Below are 4,265 nucleotides of genomic sequence, written 5' to 3'. Positions count from 1 at the left end.
GCGGTACGAAATCGACACATACTCACCCGCGTGCGACATCGAAATGGAAAACTGCCAAGGAAGTTTTCAAATCGTGTGATAAATAATTCGGCAAGGCGAACGGCTGGTTTTAGGCGCGCAACAGTTGTTCGATCAGTCGATCGCGTTGATCGTAGGCAAATTCGGTCAGCAGCCCATTCGGGTCGACCATCTCAAGCAAATTGCCGCTGGCGTCGTAACGGGTGTAACGGGTCACGAAGCCCAGCGGATCGGTCATGGTCGCCAGATTGCCTGCCGGGTCGTAGGTATAGGTGGTGAGGTCCACCATGTCGTCACGCGGGCCGTCTTCCGTCAGCACCTGGCCGTTGCCGTTGTAGGTGAATTTCCAGACACGCGTGCTGCCGGCCACGGAAACCCGTCGCTCGGTCACATCGCCGCGCTCATTGAGCACCTGCACGGTGGTGCGGGTTCCGGCACTGGTCGGCTCGGTCATCCGCGTCATGACATGCAGTTCGGGGTGATACTCGTAGTTGGTAGTGCGCGCGATCGGCGTACCATGCGCCTCGGTGGTGCTGCGCAGCAGACCGCGGGAATCATAGGTGTAGCGGGTGAGATTGCCTTCGAAATCGGTTTCCGAGGCCACATAGCCATTGGCATCGAAGCTGCGCTCTGAACTGTCGGTGCCGCAGGCACCACAGCCCTGCTCACTGGCCACGGTGCGCCAGATGCCTTCGATGCGTTCGATGCGGTAGCTGCGCTCGCTGCCGAGCGGATCGATTTCCTTGTAGCCGCGATCGGAATATTCGAAGCGGAAGCGGTCGGCGCCATTCGGGCCTGAGGTCTCGATCGCACGGCCGCGATAGTCGTAGGCGACAGTGAAACTGCGCACTCCGCGTTCATCGATCAGGCCGGTCAGCTTGGTCGGAAATCGTTCGTCTTCGTACAGGTACTCACGTCGCTTGCCGTCCGGATAGACCACGGCGGTGAGAATCAGATCGTTGTTGTACTCGTAACGTGTGGTTCGGTTGCCGGGATCGGTCATGCTCTGCAGCAAGCCGCTGGGGAAGTAGCTGAATCGCAGGGTCTTGCCCAGACTGTGCTCGACCCGAATCAGCTGATCCTGCGCGTTGTAGACCATGGTCTGGGTCAGACCGTTGCGGTCGGTCAGCGATACCAGTCGGCCATCCTGGTACTCCTCGATCACATCATCCTGCGCCCGATAGCGCCAGCGGTTATCTTCCGGCTCACCCACACGCTCCAACTGTTCACCGGCGTTCTTCACCGTTGAATAGCCATCGGGCGTGCGATTGAACTGCAGGTAACCGGCATTCTCTCGCTGGAACAGCAGGCCGTGTGGCTCCTTGATCATGCCGGTGATGGTGGGCAATTGGAACGGCGCGCCCGGAGGCAGCAGTTCGAGCCGCACATAGCTTTCGCCGGCATTGACCTGGGGCTGGCCGGGCACGGTGTTGTTCTCGCTCTCGCTGAAGGTAGCGAAGTACGGCGCCGCCCAGCCCACCGACAGCGGTTTCTTGTTCAGTCCACCACTCAAGTAGCTGCGTTGGAAGCGCAGCGGGAACGGCCCGGTGCCCTCGTAGTCGACCTCGGCCAGATACTTCATGCCAAGATCGGGAATGATCGGACGGCCCTTGCCCATCAAACTGCGCCCGCCGCGTCGTGCCATGCAGGAGCCCAATAGGTTGCATAGGGCCTGTTCAAGGCCGCCTATGGCCAGATCGATCATGAACTTCAGGATCGTCATCGCAGCGCAGATCAAGGTCACCACCGAAATCGCCGTGGCGGCGACCACGCCGATCGGACCGAGAGCGAAGATCGCCGCTGCGACAATCACCCCGCGTGCAATCAAGGGAGCCAGCATGCGCTGGATCATCTGCCACATGATGAAGCTGAGCAGGTTGTCGAGCGAAATCGCCTCGGCAAGACAGCCCACCACGATCGATCCGTTAAGCGAACCATCGATGCGCGACAAGCCGGTGCCGGAGTTCGGGTCGCGAATCAGATACCCCGCTACCGCAGGCTGACCGGCAATCGAAATTTCCTGTTCAGGCGTCAGCACCACCATGCCCGCGTTGACAGCCGAGCGGATTTCATCGATCGACTCCTGATTCAGACGCAAACGCGGCAGTATGCGGTTGAGGTTGCTGTCATCAATGGTGTAGATCGGCACGCCGGATTCGTTGGCTGCCATCAATACCGAGATTGAAGTCGATGCAGTGCCCGGGCTTTGACCGTTCTGGATGTCCCAGATCAAGCCTTCCAGCATCGAACCCCAGCTGCCCATGGCAAACATCATGTCGCGCTGGGTAGTCGGATCGGGCCCCACCATGCCTACCGTGGTGAGTACGTCGGTGGTGAATCCACGGTAGGCACCGCTGCGTGCGACGCCAAAGAAATAGCTGACCGTTAGCGGCTTGAAGAACGCACCGACCGAAGGCTGACGCAGAATGCGACCACCGAATGCGGTGCTCGCGACGTCACGATAGTAGTCATGCCCATACCAGTAGCTAAGACCGGCAACGCGCAGGAAGGTGCGCGAGTTGATGGTCTGCCCGCTGAGCGATCCCGGCGCTTCCTGCTCCATCAAGGCAGCAGAGAAACCAAACGCATCAATGGTGATATTGGCCTGGGTGCCTGCGGTCCACTCAAAGGGCCGCGCCTTGCTCGGACGCAAGCGCAAGGGATCGAGCACGGTGATCCGCCACTGTTCGGTCTGGCCCATGCGGGTCGCCGGCAACACGCCGGCCACCTTGCCGTCGATAACAAACAGCGGCGCGACATCGACCAGGTACGGAGACAGCTCAGCCGGCGCTTCCTGATACAGAGTGTTAAGAAGGGTTTCGGCGGTTTGGTTCACTGGTGCATATTCGACATGAATGCCCTGACCGCCGATCGATGCCAGGGGGATGGTCGAGGTATGCACCGGGCTAAAGCCGATCGGGAACAGTTGATTGTTGCCGCCGCGCAGCACTTCGATTTCCACTCGATAGCGCAGTCGGTCAGGCAGGTTGGAGAAGCTACCCGACTGTGCAAACAGCACATACGGCAGGGTAGCCGGGAATACGGCGGGCTCCTGCGCGACGATTTCGACTTGCGGCAGATAGCTGGCACTCTGCACGCCGTCATCCACCAGCTCGTCGCCGAAGGCGTACAAGGCATCAGCCACCGCATTCAGATCGAAGCGGGTGAAAGCGCCTTCATCCAGTTGCTCGCGCTGCTCCCAGATGGCATTGATTTCGGCACCGATCGGGTGGGTATCCGGCACCGGCTGAATATCCTGGCGAACCGTGTGCTGCTTGAAACTGGGATCGATTTGAACCCAAGTATCACCCTCGCGGTGCACGCTGCCGCGTGACGGCTCGTAGTCGATCCAGGCTTCCACCCAAACGTGCTCGAGCTGAACTTCCTCGACCACCCCGTTTACCAGTCGCGCGGCTGCAGGCACACCAGCGTTCTGCAGCAGTTCGGTAGCATCGGCGGCGCCAGCGATTGGCTCCAGCCATGACTTCGCCTGCGGCGCGCTCAACCCGACACGCCCGGTGGCATAACGGGCGGGAACACCGGAAACGCGCAACAGCGCAATCGTCAGGCTGGCGATATCAAACGGCGTACCTTGTCCGTTGATCAGCGTGAAATCGGCGGATTGTGCAGCACCATAGCCCGGAACAAGTTTGATGTTATTGCGTACCCAGCTGTAGATCCGCAATGGGTTGCCATCAAGCTCGGCGGCCTTGGCGCGGACGCGATCACTGAACACCACTTCAGCGGTGGGTTCAAGATCGGCGGGGGTCGGCGCTGCCTTGGCTTCGATCAACAGCTCGGCTTGCTTGCTGCCCTCGCCCTCGGTCAACCAGTTTTGAAAGGCCTTGGTATCCTTGAACGGCTCACCGGCGCGCGGCACATCCATCTCGGCGCGCATCTGCTCTGCGGTCAGCGGCCCCTGCTTGGGCGGGGCGAAGCTGGCCAGCAGCTGTTTCAGTTCGACCAGGGCGGCGCTGGGGTCGCCGGCCTTGGCCGACATCGCCAGCTGCACGCCGCGCAGCTGATCGATGACCTGGGCGTGGCGATCGATCGCTTCCTGCTCGGCTTCATCGACCCGATTGAGCAGCTCGTCGAGACCGTGTTTGCGCAGCCAGGCACGGTCCTTGCGCATTCCACGCAAACCGGTCACTGATTCCATTGCATGCCGGTCACCGATTCCACGCGATGCCGGTCATGGATTCCACGGCATGCCGGTCGGGGGCGGCGGGCGGTGGAAACATCGCTTA

General features: G+C 60.8%; 1 protein-coding gene. It reads right to left on the bottom strand.

Features of this window, described 5'->3' with window-relative positions; translation table 11 throughout:
- Window positions 1-109 precede the first annotated feature (109 nt).
- Window positions 110-4,150 (bottom strand): transglutaminase domain-containing protein, encoded by a 4,041-nt coding sequence (locus tag IFO71_RS21275; protein WP_192031701.1) that lies wholly within the window; start codon window positions 4,148-4,150, stop codon window positions 110-112.
- Between the last annotated feature and the right edge of the window lie 115 nt (window positions 4,151-4,265).

Source organism: Pseudomarimonas arenosa, from assembly GCF_014841215.1.
Lineage (GTDB): Bacteria > Pseudomonadota > Gammaproteobacteria > Xanthomonadales > Xanthomonadaceae > Pseudomarimonas > Pseudomarimonas arenosa.
Note: the sequence above shows the minus strand (reverse complement) of the source record. Positions and strands in the feature narration are given on the sequence as shown.

Bases quoted from the DNA above. Each gene is read 5' to 3' on its own strand.
- IFO71_RS21275 (WP_192031701.1), bottom strand. From the start codon at position 4,150: ATGCGCAAGGACCGTGCCTGGCTGCGCAAACACGGTCTCGACGAGCTG.